The following is a 17,301-nucleotide window of genomic DNA, read 5'->3' on the forward strand; positions in this document are numbered from 1 at the left end:
AAAAAACGAAACAAGTCATGATTAAAATAAAGAATCTCAGCAAAAGCTTCCGAACGGAAGAAATAGAAACCATCGCACTCAACGGCGTAAGCATGGAAGTGAAAAAGGGCGAGTTCGTCGCCATCATGGGTCCAAGCGGATGCGGCAAATCGACCTTGCTGCATATTCTCGGCCTGCTGGACAACCCGGACGAAGGCAGCTACCTGTTGGATGGGGAAGAAATGGGACACTTGAAAGAGAAAGACCGTACCCGTTACCGCAAAGGACGTATCGGGTTCGTCTTCCAGAGTTTCAACCTCATCGACGAGCTGACGGTGGAAGAAAACATAGACCTCCAACTGAAATACCTTGGCGTACCCAAAGCCGAACGCAAGCAGCAGGTACTTGACATCCTGCGCAAAGTACGCCTCAGCCAACGCGCCAAACATTACCCGCAACAACTATCCGGAGGTCAACAGCAACGAGTAGCCATCGCCCGCGCCGTGGTAGGCAAACCTAAATTGATTTTGGCCGACGAGCCGACCGGCAACCTCGACTCCAAAAACAGCCTCGAAATAATGAAACTGCTCAGCCAATTGAACGCCGGAGGAACGACTATCGTCATGGTGACACACTCGCAGCACGATGCCACATACGCCAACTACATCATCAATCTTTTCGACGGACAAATTGTCAATGAGTTGGATGGAATACTTTGAATCAGTAATCAAGGTTATAACATCCGTAATTTATCTACAAAACGAAGTAATATAAGCTCTTACCTTTGCCTGTGTAAAATTAAATGATTCTTTAAACATAGATTAAACAGAAAAACAATGGAAAGAAAAATTGTCATGATCACAGGTTCCGGAATGGGGATTGGACTTGCTTGTGCCGAAGCATTTGCCCGTGAAGGTGCTACCGTTATAATGTCGGATATTCAAAAGCCGGACGAACAGGCACAAAAACTGGTTGATGCCGGATATGATGCTGTAGCTTATCAATGTGACGTATCAGATGTGCAGGCAGTGAAGGCTATGATCGATTGGATAGTCTCGACATACGGACGCCTGGATGCAGCACTTAATAATGCAGGCATTCAAACACCGCAACGCCCGATGGCGGAAATTACAGACGATGAGTTTGACCGTACTGTTGCAGTCGACCTCAAAGGGGTATGGAACTGTATGAAATTCGAGATCGAACAGATGCTAAAACAAGGAGGTGGAGCTATTGTCAATACCTCTTCGCAAGGAGGAGTAACGGCTTTTGCCGGACAAGCCGCCTATATTTCCTGCAAACATGGTGTTATTGGCATGACACGCACAGCAGCTATGGACTACGCTGCAAAAGGAATTCGTATCAATGCCGTTTGTCCAGGTGTAATACTTACTCCGATGGCAGAAGAGTTAATGCGTAGAAATCCGCAATTAGAGAAAGAACTGATCCGTGACATACCGGCCGGGCGTTTAGGCAAGCCTGAAGAAATAGCAAATGCAGTGTTGTGGCTCTGCAGTCCAGCCTCCAGTTTTGTGCATGGCCATGCTTTATTGGTAGACGGTGGCTTTACGATTCATTAAATCTATAACATTCAAAAAAATGGCCGCCATTCTTACAGAGAGACTGTGCGGCCATACCCGGTTCATTTCATAAAACTATCCTTCAGCTTTCCTATCGATGGTATAAAAAACGAAACCACGCCGATTATACCGACCAATGCCCCGCCGATTATAAATGTATTCCCTATCCCTATGTTATCCGCCAGAAACCCGGTACTCAGCAACCCGATCATCGAAGGCAACAGACTGACACTCATATAGAAAGAAAATACCCGTCCCATCACGACCGGATTGATACGCGTCTGTACCACCGTGGTAAAGGAAGCCATATAAAGGGAACCGGAGATACCGCCGATCGCAGTCAGTCCGACGAACAGAGGATATCCCGAAACAGGCAAGATACCGGACAAGCCGAAGGTCAGCCCCAAGAGAATATACATCCAATTAATCAAAGAGATCTCATTCAGCTTAAACTTCTTCATGCCCAGGAAAGCACCACCCAGCAAGGCCCCTATTCCCCAGGCCGCTTCCACCAGACTGATCTGAAAAGCATTACCGGAATAATGATCCAACGTCATCAACGGAAATAAAACGCTGACCGGCATAATAAAGAAGGTGGCGATGATAGACAGAACGAACAACCACGACAATCCGCTTTGTGCACGCACTTCCGTCAAGGCCTCCCTTGCCTCCTTCAGCAAATGAACCTTCTGCGTCCGCTCCGTATTGTCCGGATCGGGTATCTTCACAAACAAAAGAGACGTACAGGCCAACGCCGCCCCGATCACGTCCAGCAACAGGATATTCGTCATCTCCATAAAAGAGATAAAAAGAGCAGCCAATGCCGGCCCGGCAATATTACAGGCCGATTGGATGATCTGGTTGATACCGGCTATACGGATCAACTCCGATTTGGGCGCCAGCAAAGGGACAGAGGCCTGCATAGCCGGCATGTGGAATGCCGAACCGACCGAACGCAAAGCCAGCAGGATATAGATATGGCCGATCTTCGCCACATCCAGGTAGAACAGGACGGCAAGTATCAAGGTGCAGAAAGCGATAAAGCTATCCGCCATGATCATAACCCGCTTCCTCTTCCAACGGTCGATATAGATACCCGCAAACAAACCGAGCACCGACTGCGGAAGCATGGCGGCAATAGCGGCAAAAGCCAATACCTCAGCCGACTTTGTTTCGAAACTAAGCCATAGGATGATTGCAAAATTAACGATCGAGCTGGTCAGGATAGAGAAGAACTGACCGGTCCATATAATAGCGAATACTCTTTTCCAGTTATTCATAACTTCTTTTAATTAAAATAAAATATGTATAGAAAGTCGATCCCCGACAGACTGCCGGAAGTAAAAAACGAAGGCTCAAAAGATAAGAAAGCTCTTATCTTCCGTTACACAAAGTAAGCGAAGCCTGATTTAGAAGTTATTGAACACATAAAGATGAATTAATTTGTTGCAAGTATACGAATAAAATCTGAATTACCAAACTGTTTAAAAAACGAAGGCTGCGGGATTCACATCCGACAGCCTTCTACACTAACCCTTAACTTTAACCAATGAAAAACAATAATCTACTTAGTTTTTTAATGAAGCGATTGCTGCTTCATAATTCGGTTCGTTCGTAATCTCGGAAACAAGTTCCTCATAAACGACCTTTCCTGATTGATCGACAACTATCACGCCACGGGCCAATAAGCCTTTCAACGGACCGTCAACCATCAGCATCCCGTACTTATCTTCAAAACATGAACAGCGGAATGCAGAAAGTGTAATCACTTTATCGATACCTTCCGTAGTACAGAAGCGTCCATGTGCAAAAGGTAAATCTTTCGATACGGCTAAAACCACAGTGTTGGGTAAAGAAGCAGCTTCTTTATTAAAGCGTCTCACTGATGCGGCACATACGGCTGTATCCAGACTGGGGAATACATTGATCACAACATTCTTCCCTTTCAGTTCTTTCAGAGACAATTCAGACAAGTCACTTTTTACTCCTTTGAAATCCGGAGCCTCTGCTCCTACTGCCGGTAATGAACCATTTGTATTTACGGCGTTACCTTTAAATGTTATCTTTGCCATCTTTGTAGTATTTTATGTTTTACGTTACAAGCGGCTCACAAATATAAGTCGCTTTGTATGACTAAAACAAAAGTTAAAGAATAATGTTTTTCCTTTTAACTCTTTTTAATTACTTAGCGAGAGAACAGTTTTTCTATCTTTGACGCAAATTAAAAAAACATGGATTGGTTAATTATCGGCGGACTGCTCGCCATCATCATTTTACAACTGTTATTCCGTCCGAAAAAGGACACTTCCGATACACAAAACGAACTGAAACGCTTGCTTGACGAAATGCAACGTTCATTCGAACGCATCGAGAAAAACTTCCGCGAAGATTTCAGGCTGAACCGGGAAGAGGGTCGTATCGTTGCCCGCGACAACCGGGAAGAACTGACCCGCTCCATGAGCGAGTTCCGCGAGGCTTTCGACCGGGGTATCGCTTCTTTCAACAACCTGCAACGGGAAAAGTTCGCCAACCTCGACGAGCAGCAGCGGCTACTGGTTGCCAACACGGAAAAGCGACTGGAAGATATCCGCGTCACCGTCGACGAGAAACTACAAAAGACCCTGAACGACCGTATCGGACAGTCGTTCCGCCTGGTCACCGAACAACTGGAGAGCGTGCAGAAAGGCCTCGGCGAAATGCAAACACTGGCACAGGATGTAGGCGGGCTGAAACGGGTATTGAGCAACGTCAAGACACGGGGGAATATCGGAGAAATACAGCTGAGTATGCTGCTCGAACAGATACTCGCCCCGGAACAATATGAAGCGAACGTCCATACCCGCAAAGGGTCGGATGCCGTCGTGGAGTTTGCCGTCAAGCTCCCCGGACGCGACGATGTACGCGAATATGTCTACCTCCCGATCGATGCCAAGTTCCCGAAGGATGTCTACGAACAACTGCTGGATGCCTACGACAATGCCGACCCGCAGGCAATCGAAGCCGCCGGGAAGTTACTGGAAACGACCATCAAGAAGATGGCCAAAGATATCTCCGACAAATACCTGGCTCCTCCCGCCACCACCGACTTCGGTATCATGTTCCTCCCGTTCGAGGGCATCTATGCGGAAGTGGTACGCCGCTCCACCCTGATGGAAGAACTGCAACGGACATACAAAGTGGTTGTAACGGGGCCTACAACGCTGGCCGCCATACTGAACAGCCTGCAAATGGGCTTCCGTACCCTGGCCATACAAAAGCATTCGGGTGAGGTATGGACGATACTCGGTGCCGTAAAGAAGGAGTTCGAGAAGGTGGGCGGCATGCTGGAAAAAGCACAGAAGAACCTGCAAACGGCCAGCGGCCAGATCGAAGAGGTGCTGGGTACCCGTACCCGCGCCATCCAACGGAAACTGAAAGATGTCGACACCCTGAGCGACCGCGAAGCCCGCGCCATCATCCCCGAACTAGGCCCCCTGACAGATATTGAAGAAGAAACAGATACAGAATAATCATGAAGAAAAGACAGATACCCCACACTTACGTTATTATATTTTACATCATCCTCTTTTGTGCCGCCCTGACCTGGGTAATCCCCGGCGGACAGTATATTGAAAGTATCAACGACGCGGGACAGAAAACCGTGATCTACGAAGCTGTAGACAGGGTTCCGCAGACCTGGCAAGTGTTCTCCGCATTCTACAAAGGCTTTGTGGACAAAGCGGATATTATCGTCTTCATCCTGATTATCGGTGGTGCATTCTGGATCGTAAACGACAGCAAGGCTTTCGATATCGGCACTGTCAGCTTCCTGCGGAAAGCCCGGAAGATGGAAACGAACCCGCTGATACGGAAGATCGGGGTAGAGAATTTCCTGCTCACCTCCATTATGTTGCTGTTCAGTATATTCGGTGCCGTGTTCGGCATGAGTGAAGAGACGATCGCCTTCTGCCTGGTATTGGTACCGATGGCGATCTCGATGGGATACGACTCGATCACCGGGGTCTGTATGGTGTTCGTTGCCGCCGGACTGGGCTTTGCCGGGGCGATACTCAACCCGTTCACGATCGGCATAGCACAAGGGTTGGCGGGTATTCCGCTTTTCTCGGGGATAGAATACCGTATCTTCTGCTGGTTCGTGATCAATATCATCGGCTTCACCTGGATACTGCGTTATGCTGCCAAAGTGAAGAAGAACCCGAAGCTCTCCCCCGTTTACGAGGAAGACCAATACTGGCGCGACCTGCATAGCAACACGTCACTGGACGTTACCTACCATACGCCGAAAGCTGCCTGGGTAAGTTTCGCCCTGCTGACCGTGGCACAGGTCATCTTTGCCGTTTACTATCCGCTTAACACGTTACGGATCGGGAACAGCGTGATCGAAGGACTGCCCTTAATGCCGATCCTCACCGTTGCTTTCATCCTGACCTCGGTCGTTGCCCTGAGGAAAACGGTTCACCTGTATATACTGAACCTGCTGTTCTTTACGATCTTCTACCTGATCACCGGTGTGATGGGTTATGGTTGGTATATCATGGAGATAGCCACCCTGTTCTTCGTACTGGGAATAGCGGCAGGGATAGCCAACAACCGCACGCCGAACGAACTGGTAAAACTCTTCCTCGACGGATGCAAAGACATTATGAGTGCCGCCTTGGTTGTCGGACTGGCAGGCGGTATCATCGTAATCCTGCAGGACGGGAAGGTGATCGACACCATCCTGTTCAACCTGGCTAAAGGAATGGAAGGGCTTGGGCAGGTAGCTACCGTCGGCATGATGTATGTTATCCAGACACTGATCAACCTGGTGATCCCTTCGGGCAGTGCCAAAGCCGCCCTTACGATGCCCATCATGGCACCTTTCTCCGACCTGATCGGATTGTCCAAGCAGGCAACGGTCATGGCTTTCCAGTTCGGCGACGGCTTCACGAACCTGATCACACCCACCTCCGGCGTACTGATCGCAGTACTCGGAGTCAGCCGCATCCCTTACGACAAATGGTTCGGCTGGGCCTGGAAGTTTATCCTGGTGATGGTGATCGTCGGATTCCTGCTGTTGATACCGACCGTACTGGTTCCGATGAACGGGTTTTAATTAATTTACCTATCTTTGTGGCTTCAACCGATTGGAATATGAAGAATGATGGTTTTACTTTCCGCAAACGGCTGCGTAGTTTCCGGTATGCTTTCAACGGCATACGCTTGCTGGTCACGAAAGAGCATAATGCTTGGATACATTGCTTTGCCGCCGTCTGTGTGATCGCAGCAGGCTTCCTGCTGGATATCTCGCAACTGGAATGGATCGCCGTAGTGATCGTGATCGGCGCCGTGCTGGCAGCCGAAGCAGTCAACTCGGCACTCGAGGCGCTGGCCGATTTCGTGTCGCCCGAATACAGCGAAGCCATCAAACGCACCAAAGACCTGGCCGCCGGAGCCGTCCTGCTGATGGCGATCGCAGCCGCCATCGTAGGCGGGATCATCTTCTTTCCCAAGCTAGCCGCTTTATTCTGATATTAGGAACGTTTTAAACAAAACAGGATCAAACATAGTTATTTCGATAACTCATTATTCATTATTAATCATTAATTATTCACAACAATGAAACTTCCCGAAGACCCGATGATGCTTTTCAGCGTAGTCAACATGAAACTACGTGACAAATACGCATCCCTTGATGAACTTTGCCGTAAAATGGATGTAGACAAGGATATGCTTGTCCATAAACTGTCTGTTGCCGGATTTGAATACAGCGCCGAGAACAATAAGTTCTGGTAAACGCCGTTCCTATCAACAACATCAGTAATAAAAGAGACATGAAACCTATCAGACACATTCTTATCGTCTTTCTGGCCTTTGCCGCCTGCCTCACCGCAGGTGCACAGGAAATAAAGATCAGTGGAAGCCGCAAGGCGGTACGTACCTCCGGCGATGTGCTGGCCTTTGTAACACCGGCCGCCAGCCTGGCAACCATACTGGCCTTGCAGGACTGGCAGGGATTGAAACAGGGAGTATTTGCGGGCGTAACGACCCTGGGTATGACCTATGCGTTGAAGTATATCGTCAAGAAAGAACGTCCCGACGGCAGCGATAATCATTCGTTCCCTTCCATGCACACCTCCGTCTCCTTTACCGGAGCAGCCTTTATACAACGCCGTTATGGTTGGAAATGGGGTATACCGGCCTATGCCGTAGCCACCTATGTAGGATGGAGCCGCACGTATGCCAAGAAGCATGACTGGTGGGATGTGGCTGCCGGAGCCGCACTGGGTGCCGGAAGTGCTTATATCTTCACCCGTCCGTTCGCTAAAAAGCATAACCTGACGATCAGCCCGGTAGCCAGCGACAAGCATTTCGGTATTTATGCTTCGATGAACTTCTGACAGGAGATAGACTGGATTAAAACTGGCGACCCGGACGTGTATCACTACAGATCCGGGTCTTACTATTTTTAAATCTATATGTGTGAACTACCACTATTCATAATGTAAAGCTTCCGCCGGTTCGAGGCTGGCCGCTTCGTTGGCCGGATACCAAATACCGGCAACGATCATCCCGACAATCAGCAGATAGGAAAGAAGGATCCCGACGATGAAACGTCCTGCCGTATTTCCCAGAAGTCCGGTGCTTGTCAGGTCTGTCAACGCGATATTCAGGCAGATCAGCGAAGCCGGGATAAGCACAAGGGTCAGGAGCATCACCCCTTCACCCAATACAGCCATGCGCAACTGACTGCGGGTAGACCCCAAAGCCATACGCAGCCCCATCTCCCCCTGCCGCTGACGGGTACGGAACCAGAAGGTACCGACTATCCCCAGGAAGATATTCAGCAGGAGAAAGAACAGGATGAACGTGCGGGTCTTCATATCGCTTTTACCCTCCCGCAAGGCATCCTCCCTGATATTCGACAAAGGGGTTATATTCTGAAGATACAGGTTACCCAGTTCCACCTGGTCGCTTTTCTGTGCCATGAAGGTCTCCGCAAAGTCCTTGTCGGCATCCGGCTTTACGCGGACGGAGACTTCCGCCCACGGTAACATATTCGCACCAAAAGCTTTCACATTCGCTTCACCCTGATAGAGAAAGACCTGCGGCCTTACCTTATTGAATTCCGAGCCACGGCCTGTCCGGCTCACAGCTCCGATCGTCAGTGTCTGGTTATCGTTGCCGGTATAGACGGTCTTCCCGACGGCATCCTGGCCGGGGAACAGGCGTTCGGCCACATCTTCCGTAATGACGGCGGTACGGGTGGTAATCCCCTCTTTCAAAGCGGCTTTACTTCCCGCTGTAGGCAGGATGCGGTATACATCGAAATAGTCGGGCGATACGAAATAAAGGCGACAGGACACCGCTTCGGAACCGGTGGTATCGGAACGTAAAGCCATATAGTTGTCCATCGTATTATACGGAGTGCCGAACCGGGAGAAAGAGACAGCCTCCACCCCGGGCATACGACGGATCCTGTCCATAGCCTCCCACAAATCTTCCCCGACGGAAGACGGATGTTCGGCTGTTGTGAGATACCCCTCCGCTCCTTCTTCACGGGCGTTGAACTGGAAATTGTAGGTATGATCGAGCTCGAAGCCTACCGGGGCATTGAAGGTGTAGAGGACGACCAGGAAGTAGTCGACGATATACCACAGGCAGACAAACACCAACAGCAACTCCCCCAACAACCAGCTATTGCTTTTCCGCTGGTTCCATATCAGTTTAAGTATATGTTTAATCATCTTCTTCGTGTTTTAAGGGTTAGTATTCATTCAACGCATCTATAACATTCTTCCGCGACATCCGGTAAGCCGGTATGCCTGCCGACAGCAGGTTGAGCACCAGACAGAACAGGAAAGCATAGAGGAAGATCACCGGGTTCAGCAATTCAGACACCGATAGCTGCGGCGTCCCCCCGAACACGGAAGAGATCGACCCGAAGCTGCCACTCAGCAGCCAGGTGCGCATCAGGAAGATGGCGACATAAGACAGCAACAGTCCGCCCACTCCCCCCAGTAGGGTTAGGAACATATTCTCCGAGAGGATCTGCACGAGCAGCCTTCCTTTCGTCGCCCCGAACGCTTTGCGGATACCGATCTCGGAAAGACGGTTGCGCATCTGCGAGAGAGTCATACCGGATAGGTTGATAGCAGGAACCAGCAGCAGGATAACGATCACAAGCACATACTGCAAGATCGTTTTCGTCTTGTCGGGGCCGATGGCACCCACTCCTTTTATCACCAGTTCCAGCTGGGTATCGGGTTGGTTATAGAGAGACAGTTTATACTCTTTCAACGAGCTGTTGTAACCCGCCAGCAGGTTGTTCATCTCCGTACGGATCGCATCGAAGTCGGCAGGCGAACGGGCCAGGATCACGGCATGGAACCAGCCGGTGATACTTTCCGCCCAGATATCATCTGCCAGCATATCCCCGTCGACGGAAGAGTATGGTAGCCAGGCCTCGGCATAGGCTGTCCGGGCGATAACAGAGACGTCTTTCACTACGCCGCTAACGGTATAGGGCTTATAGCTGATCATGACGGTCTTGCCTGCGGCATCGGTCGTACCATACAGGCGGCGTGCCATCGTCTCGGTGATGACTGCCTTTTTGATACCCGAAGCCACTTCCTCATGCGTATAGGGGCTACCGGAAATGAAGTCGAAGTTGAAGACCTTCCAGAATACGTCGTCGGTAAACAGCATCAGGCAGTCTTTCTTCTCCTTTCCGCCCGGCAAAGAAGCCAGCTGGCTGCGGCAGGGAGAGAAGAAGGAGACAGCCTCGGGTGTTTTCATCGGAAGCAGGCATTCCTTGACGGTACGGAGCGAGAGGTAACCATTTCCGTAATTTTTATCATTGAAGGTACGGCCGCCCCAACGCACATACATCGTGCGGTCGCGGTTGTCCTCGGGGGAATAGTTCTTCACCCGCATCTGGTACGTGATGACCATTACCATGATCATACAGATGGCCAGGGCTGTTCCAAGGATGGAGATCAGGCTTAGGAGCTTGTTCTCCTTCAGCATGGCCAGGGCTTGTTTGAGATACTGTTTATACATATTCGTTGTCATTGTTTATATTCGATGATATTCTATTTGTCAGGCCATCCGGGAAGGGCGGTTTGCGAACCGCCCGTACGGGGGGATGGGTTATTCATAATGGAGAGCTTCGGCCGGTTCGAGACGGGCTGCTTTGCGGGCGGGATACCAGACGGCGAGCATGATGGTAGCCGCCAGGATGCCCCAGGTCAGCAGGCTGACAACGAGAAGGCGGAGCACCGTTACCGGCATCACGTCCGTGCTCAGGAAGTCGAGGTAAGCCAGGTTGAAGCAGAGCAGCAAGGCCGGGAAAACGACGAGGGTAAGGATCAGCAATCCCTCGCCGATCACCAGGCGGTGCAGTTCGCGGCGGGTGGAGCCTACGGCCATACGCAAGCCCAGCTCTCCACGGCGGCGACTGATACGGAACCAGAAGGTACCGATCACAGCCAGGAAGACGTTGACAAGGAAGAAGAGGTTGATCGCCAACGTCAGGCGCCGGCCGTTCATCTCCATCGAGTTGTCGAGGAAGCCGGTGCGGATGTCGCTGTAGTACTGCACATCAGCCAGCCAGAAGTTGCCTGCCGAGAGCGGCTGCTTCATCTGCTTCTTGAAGCGGTCGGCATAGTCCGCAGATCCTTCCACGCCGGGGCGGGTACGGAAGCAGATCGCGAAGGACATCACCCTCTGTTCGTCCGACCGGTATATGCTCGACTCTTTCAGGTACTCGAACATTGCGTTCTTTGGTTGGTCGACTCCCTTCTTCTTCAGGGGAGCGGTGACGGCAGAGACATACCGGAAGGTGGAGTCGCCCTTCTCATAGGTTACCTTCCGGCCAACGGCTTCTTCATCACCAAAAATATTGGTAGCCAGTGTTTGGGTGATAATGAGGCCTTCGGGAAGCTGCTTCGCCAGGCGTTCGGGGCTTTGCCCGTCGGCGGTATGGATATCGAACACCCGGAAGTAATCGGGCGTAATGGTATAGATCAGCGCTTGTTTACCGATCGAATCGTTGAAAAGCGAACGGTTGTTGTTCGAATGAGTAAAAGGTAAGGAATAGGTATCGCTGAGGGCGACCGACTCGACATCGGGATGTTCGCGCAAGCGATCCACTATACGCATCAGGTTGGTACCCGGCTCGTTGCTTCCCTGCTCATAGGTAATATAGGATGAGCTGGTAGAAGGGCGCAAGGCCAGTGTTACCTTATAGACATTTTCCACAGAGATGCCTTCAGGCTGGAAAGCCGTGATGCCCTGCATCAGCAAGCTGTCGAGCGAACGCCAGAGGAGAACGAAGACGAGCAGCAGTTCGATAAAGACCCACACGTTGTTACGGCGTTGAGTCCAGATAAGTTTAAGGATATGTTTCAGCATAGCATTCATTTATTAACTGTTCAGGGCATCTGTTATATTCACACGAACGGCACGCCAGACGGGTATCATCGACGAGAGGATATTCAGTACCAGGCAGACCAGGAAGGCATAGAAGAAGACCGGCAGGTTGATCATCACCCCCGGTGTCAACACCATATCTGTGTTACCCATCAAGAGGGAGACGAGCCCCGAGGCGAGCAGCAGTTTCCGGAAAAGCATCACCAGGATATAAGAGAAGACGAGCCCCATCACGCCACCGGGCAGCATCAACACCATATTCTCTACCAGGACTTGCAGGAAAAGCCCCGCCTTGCGTGCCCCGAAAGCCTGCCGTACACCCAATTCGGGGATGCGGTCGTGCATGTGTGAGGCATTCAACCCCGACAGGTTAAGGGCCGGGATAAGCAGGAAGAGGAAGATCAGCAGGCCGAGTACGGTGTAAATGAAGCGCACCTCGCCTCCACTGTCCACATTCGTCCCGATGCCCCCCATGACAAACTGGCGAACGATATGCTCGCCGTGAGAGTCGAGCGGGCCGGTCAGCACGATCTTCCCGTCGCTCAGGGTGGAGTTATAGCGGCGTATATTCTCATCCAGCTCACCGGCCACCTCTTTTTGGGTGACACCATCGCGGGGCAGGATATAAGCGCAAAGGAAACCGATGGAAACATCCCGCTCGTCCTTCCCCGTCTCATTGAAGGCTGCGAACGTTGTATACGGTATCCAGATATCGGCACAGACCGAAGGAGTGATACCCGACACATCGTCCACAACGCCGCTCACGGTGTATTCCGTATCGTTGAGCAGGAAGGAACGGCCTGTTACATTCGTTTCGCTGAACAGCTTCTTGGCCGTCGTGACGGAGATTACCGCCTTGCTGATCCCCGACGTGAAATCGGCCTTATCGTATCCCTTCCCCTCGAGGAAACGGAAGCGGAAGAGTTGCCAGAAACCGTCGTTGGTAGCCATCATCGACACCTTCAAAGGATTGCCTCCCCCCAGGAGATCGATATAGTTGTCGCCAAGCAGCATGGCAGCGATCGTCGGGTCGGTGGCAACGGCGACGACCTCAGCCGAAGTCAGCGGGTAAAGACATTCGCGGACGGTGCGGGTTCCGAAGAAGAAGTCGCTGGTGCCCTGCCCCCTTGTGTATTGCAGGCTGTTGAGGTAAAGCGTGCGGTCACGGTTCACCTCCGGTGCCATATTGGCCGTACGGATATGGTAGGCGATGGCCATCACCATCACCATCGAGATAGCCAGTCCCGTTCCGATGATATAGACGCCGCTGTAGAAGCGGTTCTGCTTCATCAGGTTCCAGGCTTGTGTGAGGTATTGTTTGTACATTCCTAAGTAGATTATAGTTTTGTTTTCGGATATGCAAATGGCGTGCCACAATCGTAATATGCTGATAATAAATAGATAGCACAACAACAAGAGTGTTCGATACTGAACAGTCGTCACGGTATCGAACACTATCGGGAGAAAAGAACGGACAGTAAGAGGAAAGGAGCGGCTAGTCTTTCTCGCAGACCACCAGTTCCCACCCTTTAAAGACCAGGGTGATAAGACCCAGACAGGTATTCCCTTTGGTTTGCGCCACCAGCGGATCGGCGGCATAGCGTTGCAGTTGTACGGCAGCTTCACGGCGCAGTGCTTCTATATTGGCTTCCGTAGCGTCACGGTGGGCGTACTTCACTTCCACAATATAGCTGTAAGCAATGTCCGGCTGATGGAGCAGGTCGGGCATCATATAGAAATCGGCATACCCTTTGGCCGATTCATATTCCGGCTGAATGATATAACCGCCCACCATCCCGAGGTAAGCCAGCAAGAAGCCTTTCACATGCGCTTCCCCTTCGATAAACTCGCGCACCCGGCTCTGTCGGTCCAGTTCGCCGGCAAAGTAGCGGAAGACAGATTCCCATTCGCCTTGGTAAGCCATCTTCCAGACCAGATCTTCCAGTTCATGAAAATCGAGGTTAAAGATATAAGCTTCGCGATAGGCTTCAATCAGATAGGTATAGAGTTGCTCACGGACAGTCAGGTTAGGGATTCCCAGGATAGTACGCCCCATAGATACTTCCCGAATGGAGAGAAGACCGAAATAGTAAAGCAGACTCTTGAAATTCTCCGGTAACACAATTGCCTCGGCAGGAAAAGATGAGTTTATCTCAGCCATGATACTTCCATTGGCTACCACATCCTGAATAATTGAAGCATTCACTCCAAAAGTCTTATCAACACGGATCAAGTGGCGCAACTTGTTATAGTCGGTACGGATATTATTGTCGATCATCTGGTCGGGTGCTTCCTGGTGGGGGAGATAATTGTTGAGGAAGTAAAGCACCATATCCGAATTGTACATCGGCTCTTTAAGCGACCGCTTAGAGAAGCAATAGTTATCATACCACGGCTTCATCACCCCGATAAGATCATCCACGCTATTGGCAAGCATACCCTGCGAATCGTAATAGGTCAGCATCTCCCGCAACTCCTCTTCGCTAAAACCGACCAGCCCGTTGAAGCGTGAGTCGGCACTCATATTGGCACCGATATTGAAACCGCTCGTCACATCATCCATCGTGACGGGAGACACGCCGGTGATAAACATACGTTTGATAGGCCCGTCACCCGTCGCTCCCGCCTTGATCTTATTGAAGAAGTAGCGGAAGAAGCCTTCGCTGTGGGTCAGTGCATGGTAACGTTCGTGTCCTTCACGTGCCAGGATGGAGTTGGCAAAGTTGTCGTATTCATCAATGAAAAGATAGATGGGAAGTCCGCACTGGGTAGCCCTCGATACCAGATAGGAAAACTTGGCATCGGCCGTAGGTTTTGCCATCAGTTCATCGCGAAAACCAGGTTCAAAGAAACGTTCGTAGTTGCCGGCAAACTCCATAAAGCGGAAACTACAATGCTGCTCGAACGATTCGAACACCTTATCAGGCATCGGGTTCACATCCGAGAAGTTAAAACTCAGGATCAGGTATTTCCCCTGCTCAGCTGTCGGGGTATCCGCAATGCGGCATCCGCCGAATACTTCTTCGAAACGGTCTTTCCGGTTGATATCATAATACCAGGTAAGCACATTAATCAGCAACGACTTCCCGAAACGGCGCGGACGGATCAGGAAGAAGTAAGGCGCTGCCCGCTCTATCAGGGGGATATACTGCGTCTTATCCACATAGTAATAATTATCTTTACGAATGCGGGCGAAGTCTGTCAACCCGTAGGGTATATTTTTTGCTTCCATAACTGACTGTGTTTATTGATTGACAGGAACAAATGTACGGAATAATCGCAAGAGATAACAGTAAAAGTTCGCTATTACGCGAACTTTATGAAATACCGACACCAGATGTACGCAATGTTTCACCGGATTGTTATCTTTGTTTCGTTATAACTAAACACACTAGTCATGGATAAGGAACTCCCTAAATCGCAGATGCTGGTCAAGCCCGGCAAGCTGTTCATCAAGTTAAGCAAAAGCCAGTTGCCCGGCCAGGAGCCGTTCTTTAAAGGAACCCTGCCCAACCATCCGACACTTACGATCGAAGATATCGCCACCCGGGCTGTCAAAGCCCGCTCCTCCTACCGCCACGGAACGTTCGTCGAAGTGTTCCGCACGATGATCGACGAGATGTACAACGCCATCGAAGACGGCTTCAACGTCGACTTCGGCCTGGGACGCACGGAACTGACCGTGACCGGACGTTTCAACTCTCCTAACGATAAGTTCGACCGCGAGCGCCATGCCATCCGTGCCAACTTCCGCCCCTCTCCGCGGCTAAACCAACTGACCGACTGGTTTCCGGCAGAGGTGAGCAACTTCTACGAGAACGCCCCCAGCCCGAACGAAGTGAGCATCTACAACGAACGCCACAACGACGGGATGGCTTACGAGTTCTGCTGTATCCCTCCCGACTATACCCTCCCGCTCTTCATCCACGGACGACGCGTGAAGGTGATGGGCGACCATCCGGAAGTCGGTATCGTGATCCGCCAGGAAGAGGAAGGCGACAAACGTTACTTTATCGAACCCCGGTTCGTCTTCATCAATGAAGCTGCGCATCTGGCTTTCCAAGTCCCCGAGCCACTGACGCCGGGGAAGTGGGTGGCGGAAGTGCATAGCCAGTACACACCTACTTACCATCTGTACAAGAAGCCTAGAGTCGGGGTTGTCACCTTTACCGTATTGGATACTACCTCACCAGGATGATGCTACTCACCTCACCAGGGTGATGCAGTCTACCTCATCCGGATGATGTCAACTACCTCATCGGGGTGAGGTATGCCACCTCATCCATATGATGCACCTCCAAGGCTTAGGCTACCGGTAGCCCCGGCAAACGGGGAGCGGGTTAGTACACAGCCTCTGTCTGCTCTGCCTGTAACACACCCCCTGCCCCCTCTCGAGAGGGGAAAAGTTACTCCATCCATTGAAACAGACGGTATCGGCCATCCCCACAGAACGCAAGGCGTTCTATGAAAGGCCTCAGCCGATGAGCGTTAAGCGAAGGTGAAAGACGGAGCGTCCGGAGCATGCGCTGTTTGAGCGAAGCGAGTTCGCAGGCGACAGCGTAGTCTTTCACCGGAGTAGCGAAGCGGGTGCAGCCTTGATCTTTTGGTTACTTTTCTATCAAGAGAAAAGTAACTACTGAACTTGGCGTCCATCGAAGAACCGTATCGTGCGAGAAGTTTGCTGCGCCTGTGCCTCGTTGTGGGTTACCATGACGATGGTGCGGCCGTCCTCCTTGTTCAGTTTGTGAAGGATCTCCATGACCTCGATACCCATCTTCGAGTCCAGGTTACCGGTCGGCTCATCCGCCAGAATAATATCGGGGTTACCCACGATGGCGCGGGCGATGGCTACACGCTGGCACTGACCGCCTGACAACTGGGTCGGGAAGTGACGCATACGGTGGCTGAGGCCTACCTTCTCGAGAACGGCTTCGGCTGCCTTGCGACGTTCCGAAGCGGATACCTTGCGGTAGAGCAACGGGAGTTCCACGTTATCCAATACATTCAGAGAGTTGATCAGGTGGAAGGACTGGAAGACGAAACCGAGTTTCTGGTTACGGAAGGCAGCCAGTTGTTTGTCGCTCATACGGATGGTGTCGGTACCGTCTATCTCGATGTCGCCCGATGTCGGGGCGTCAAGCAATCCCATGATGTTAAGCAGGGTGGATTTTCCACAACCGGAAGGGCCCATGATGCTCAGGAACTCTCCTTTCTGTACTTCCAGATTCACGTTCTCTAAGGCAACTGTTTCGATTTCCTTCGTGCGATAGATCTTTTCGAGGTTTGTTAACTTGATCATACTGTTTGATATTTAATTTGTTATTGATTA

At 51.0% G+C, this 17,301-nt stretch carries 16 protein-coding genes; 8 read left to right on the forward strand and 8 right to left on the reverse strand.

Annotated features, from left to right (window positions below):
- Positions 1 to 17 precede the first annotated feature (17 nt).
- Both HMPREF1536_RS02815 and HMPREF1536_RS02820 read left to right on the forward strand, forming a co-directional pair.
- A complete protein-coding gene (locus HMPREF1536_RS02815) occupies positions 18 to 698 on the forward strand; it encodes an ABC transporter ATP-binding protein (RefSeq protein WP_028727864.1) in 681 nt (226 codons plus the stop codon).
- Positions 699 to 815: 117 nt separating this feature from the next.
- Positions 816 to 1,559 (forward strand): SDR family NAD(P)-dependent oxidoreductase, encoded by a 744-nt coding sequence (locus tag HMPREF1536_RS02820; protein WP_028727865.1) that lies wholly within the window; start codon positions 816 to 818, stop codon positions 1,557 to 1,559.
- 62 nt (positions 1,560 to 1,621) lie between these two features.
- Here HMPREF1536_RS02820 and HMPREF1536_RS02825 read toward each other — a convergent pair whose 3' ends face one another.
- Together HMPREF1536_RS02825 and tpx are read right to left on the reverse strand one after the other, a co-directional pair.
- Positions 1,622 to 2,839, reverse strand: coding sequence for an MFS transporter (locus HMPREF1536_RS02825; RefSeq protein WP_028727866.1), 1,218 nt, complete (start codon positions 2,837 to 2,839; stop codon positions 1,622 to 1,624).
- Positions 2,840 to 3,127: 288 nt separating this feature from the next.
- Positions 3,128 to 3,631 (reverse strand): thiol peroxidase, encoded by a 504-nt coding sequence (gene tpx / locus HMPREF1536_RS02830; protein WP_028727867.1) that lies wholly within the window; start codon positions 3,629 to 3,631, stop codon positions 3,128 to 3,130.
- Positions 3,632 to 3,790: 159 nt separating this feature from the next.
- Between tpx and HMPREF1536_RS02835 the strand changes: the two genes are divergently transcribed.
- The 5 genes from HMPREF1536_RS02835 (at position 3,791) to HMPREF1536_RS02855 (ending at position 7,939) form a co-directional block, all read left to right on the forward strand.
- The gene (locus HMPREF1536_RS02835) at positions 3,791 to 5,068 is read left to right on the forward strand and encodes a DNA recombination protein RmuC (RefSeq protein WP_028727868.1); all 1,278 of its coding nucleotides are present in this window, start codon (positions 3,791 to 3,793) and stop codon (positions 5,066 to 5,068) included.
- Positions 5,069 to 5,070: 2 nt separating this feature from the next.
- The gene (locus tag HMPREF1536_RS02840) at positions 5,071 to 6,654 is read left to right on the forward strand and encodes a YfcC family protein (RefSeq protein ID WP_028727869.1); all 1,584 of its coding nucleotides are present in this window, start codon (positions 5,071 to 5,073) and stop codon (positions 6,652 to 6,654) included.
- Between the two features lie 38 nt (positions 6,655 to 6,692).
- Positions 6,693 to 7,070, forward strand: coding sequence for a diacylglycerol kinase family protein (locus tag HMPREF1536_RS02845; protein WP_028727870.1), 378 nt, complete (start codon positions 6,693 to 6,695; stop codon positions 7,068 to 7,070).
- Between the two features lie 87 nt (positions 7,071 to 7,157).
- Positions 7,158 to 7,334, forward strand: a complete 177-nt coding sequence (locus HMPREF1536_RS02850) for a DUF4250 domain-containing protein (protein ID WP_028727871.1) — start codon at positions 7,158 to 7,160, stop codon at positions 7,332 to 7,334.
- Positions 7,335 to 7,372: 38 nt separating this feature from the next.
- Positions 7,373 to 7,939, forward strand: a complete 567-nt coding sequence (locus HMPREF1536_RS02855; protein ID WP_044192197.1) for a phosphatase PAP2 family protein — start codon at positions 7,373 to 7,375, stop codon at positions 7,937 to 7,939.
- A 93-nt stretch (positions 7,940 to 8,032) separates the two neighbouring features.
- On the opposite strand, the gene HMPREF1536_RS02860 is transcribed toward HMPREF1536_RS02855, so the two are convergent.
- The 5 genes from HMPREF1536_RS02860 to HMPREF1536_RS02880 form a co-directional block, all read right to left on the reverse strand.
- Positions 8,033 to 9,286, reverse strand: a complete 1,254-nt coding sequence (locus HMPREF1536_RS02860; RefSeq protein ID WP_028727873.1) for an ABC transporter permease — start codon at positions 9,284 to 9,286, stop codon at positions 8,033 to 8,035.
- A 19-nt stretch (positions 9,287 to 9,305) separates the two neighbouring features.
- On the reverse strand, positions 9,306 to 10,613 hold the full coding sequence (locus tag HMPREF1536_RS02865) for an ABC transporter permease (RefSeq protein WP_233426392.1): 1,308 nt from the start codon (positions 10,611 to 10,613) through the stop codon (positions 9,306 to 9,308).
- A 78-nt stretch (positions 10,614 to 10,691) separates the two neighbouring features.
- A complete protein-coding gene (locus HMPREF1536_RS02870) occupies positions 10,692 to 11,954 on the reverse strand; it encodes an ABC transporter permease (protein WP_028727875.1) in 1,263 nt (420 codons plus the stop codon).
- A gap of 12 nt (positions 11,955 to 11,966) precedes the next feature.
- Complete coding sequence (locus tag HMPREF1536_RS02875; RefSeq protein WP_028727876.1) at positions 11,967 to 13,298, reverse strand: ABC transporter permease; 1,332 nt, start codon at positions 13,296 to 13,298, stop codon at positions 11,967 to 11,969.
- Between the two features lie 169 nt (positions 13,299 to 13,467).
- Positions 13,468 to 15,204 (reverse strand): ATP-binding protein, encoded by a 1,737-nt coding sequence (locus tag HMPREF1536_RS02880; protein ID WP_028727877.1) that lies wholly within the window; start codon positions 15,202 to 15,204, stop codon positions 13,468 to 13,470.
- Between the two features lie 165 nt (positions 15,205 to 15,369).
- On the opposite strand from HMPREF1536_RS02880, the gene HMPREF1536_RS02885 reads away from it, so the two are divergent.
- Positions 15,370 to 16,170, forward strand: coding sequence for a DNA-binding domain-containing protein (locus HMPREF1536_RS02885; RefSeq protein WP_028727878.1), 801 nt, complete (start codon positions 15,370 to 15,372; stop codon positions 16,168 to 16,170).
- 435 nt (positions 16,171 to 16,605) lie between these two features.
- Here the strand turns inward: HMPREF1536_RS02885 and HMPREF1536_RS02890 are convergent, their stop codons facing one another.
- A complete protein-coding gene (locus HMPREF1536_RS02890; RefSeq protein ID WP_028727879.1) occupies positions 16,606 to 17,271 on the reverse strand; it encodes an ABC transporter ATP-binding protein in 666 nt (221 codons plus the stop codon).
- Between the last annotated feature and the right edge of the window lie 30 nt (positions 17,272 to 17,301).

The sequence above is a fragment of the Parabacteroides gordonii MS-1 = DSM 23371 genome (genome assembly GCF_000969825.1).
Classification (GTDB): Bacteria; Bacteroidota; Bacteroidia; order Bacteroidales; family Tannerellaceae; genus Parabacteroides; species Parabacteroides gordonii.

What these genes read in the sequence shown, in the direction of transcription:
- HMPREF1536_RS02885 (WP_028727878.1), top strand. Translation starts at nt 15,370, where the DNA reads ATGGATAAGGAACTCCCTAAATCGCAGATGCTGGTCAAGCCCGGCAAG.
- HMPREF1536_RS02840 (WP_028727869.1), top strand. Translation starts at nt 5,071, where the DNA reads ATGAAGAAAAGACAGATACCCCACACTTACGTTATTATATTTTACATC.
- HMPREF1536_RS02845 (WP_028727870.1), top strand. Translation starts at nt 6,693, where the DNA reads ATGAAGAATGATGGTTTTACTTTCCGCAAACGGCTGCGTAGTTTCCGG.
- HMPREF1536_RS02820 (WP_028727865.1), top strand. Translation starts at nt 816, where the DNA reads ATGGAAAGAAAAATTGTCATGATCACAGGTTCCGGAATGGGGATTGGA.
- HMPREF1536_RS02835 (WP_028727868.1), top strand. Translation starts at nt 3,791, where the DNA reads ATGGATTGGTTAATTATCGGCGGACTGCTCGCCATCATCATTTTACAA.
- HMPREF1536_RS02855 (WP_044192197.1), top strand. Translation starts at nt 7,373, where the DNA reads ATGAAACCTATCAGACACATTCTTATCGTCTTTCTGGCCTTTGCCGCC.
- HMPREF1536_RS02865 (WP_233426392.1), bottom strand. Translation starts at nt 10,613, where the DNA reads ATGACAACGAATATGTATAAACAGTATCTCAAACAAGCCCTGGCCATG.
- HMPREF1536_RS02860 (WP_028727873.1), bottom strand. Translation starts at nt 9,286, where the DNA reads ATGATTAAACATATACTTAAACTGATATGGAACCAGCGGAAAAGCAAT.
- HMPREF1536_RS02870 (WP_028727875.1), bottom strand. Translation starts at nt 11,954, where the DNA reads ATGCTGAAACATATCCTTAAACTTATCTGGACTCAACGCCGTAACAAC.
- HMPREF1536_RS02890 (WP_028727879.1), bottom strand. Translation starts at nt 17,271, where the DNA reads ATGATCAAGTTAACAAACCTCGAAAAGATCTATCGCACGAAGGAAATC.
- HMPREF1536_RS02875 (WP_028727876.1), bottom strand. Translation starts at nt 13,298, where the DNA reads ATGTACAAACAATACCTCACACAAGCCTGGAACCTGATGAAGCAGAAC.
- tpx (WP_028727867.1), bottom strand. Translation starts at nt 3,631, where the DNA reads ATGGCAAAGATAACATTTAAAGGTAACGCCGTAAATACAAATGGTTCA.
- HMPREF1536_RS02825 (WP_028727866.1), bottom strand. Translation starts at nt 2,839, where the DNA reads ATGAATAACTGGAAAAGAGTATTCGCTATTATATGGACCGGTCAGTTC.
- HMPREF1536_RS02850 (WP_028727871.1), top strand. Translation starts at nt 7,158, where the DNA reads ATGAAACTTCCCGAAGACCCGATGATGCTTTTCAGCGTAGTCAACATG.
- HMPREF1536_RS02880 (WP_028727877.1), bottom strand. Translation starts at nt 15,204, where the DNA reads ATGGAAGCAAAAAATATACCCTACGGGTTGACAGACTTCGCCCGCATT.
- HMPREF1536_RS02815 (WP_028727864.1), top strand. Translation starts at nt 18, where the DNA reads ATGATTAAAATAAAGAATCTCAGCAAAAGCTTCCGAACGGAAGAAATA.